Source organism: Roseovarius maritimus (genome assembly GCF_043355895.2).
In the GTDB taxonomy this organism is placed as follows: Bacteria; Pseudomonadota; Alphaproteobacteria; order Rhodobacterales; family Rhodobacteraceae; genus Roseovarius; species Roseovarius maritimus.
The window spans coordinates 1-770 of record NZ_JBHFPF020000036.1 but is presented as its reverse complement, the minus strand read 5'-3'; the positions used below and the strand labels follow the sequence as shown (position 1 = coordinate 770).

Annotated in this window: 1 protein-coding gene; it reads left to right on the top strand. The window is 63.6% G+C overall.

Features of this window, described 5'->3' with window-relative positions; translation table 11 throughout:
* The coding region (locus ACEWPM_RS19775; RefSeq protein ID WP_420768118.1) for an alcohol dehydrogenase catalytic domain-containing protein at nt 1-770 on the top strand (770 nt) is incomplete at both ends.

The following is a 770-nucleotide window of genomic DNA, read 5'->3' as shown; positions in this document are numbered from 1 at the left end:
GCCGCCGTGGCCCTTGAGGCCGGAAAACCCATGGAAATCATGGAAGTGAACCTCGATGGCCCGAAGAAGGGCGAGGTTCTGGTGGAAATCAAGGCGACCGGCCTGTGCCACACCGATGATTTCACCCTGTCGGGCGCGGATCCCGAGGGCGCGTTTCCGGCGATCCTCGGCCATGAGGGCGCGGGCGTCGTGGTCGAGGTGGGCGAGGGCGTGACATCGCTGGAGGTGGGCGATCACGTCATCCCGCTCTACACGCCCGAATGCCGCGAGTGTGAATATTGCCTCAACCCCAAGACCAACCTCTGTCAGTCGATCCGCGCGACGCAGGGGCAAGGCGTCATGCCCGACGGGACCAGCCGCTTTTCCATGCTGGATGGCACGCCGATCCTGCATTACATGGGCTGCTCGACCTTCTCGAACTACACCGTCCTGCCGGAAATCGCGCTGGCCAAGGTGCGCCGTGACGCGCCCTTCGACAAGATCTGCTATATCGGCTGCGGCGTGACCACGGGCATCGGCGCGGTCATCAACACCGCCAAGGTCGAGATCGGAAGCCGCGCCATCGTCTTTGGCCTCGGCGGTATCGGCCTCAACGTCATTCAGGGCCTGCGTCTTGCGGGCGCGAGCCAGATTGTCGGCGTCGATATCGATCCGCAGAAGGTCGAGATGGCCAAACGCTTCGGCATGACCGATTTCGTCAACCCGAAAGAGGTGAAGGGCGATCTGGTCGGCCATCTGGTCGAGCTGACGGGCGGCGGCGGCGACTATAC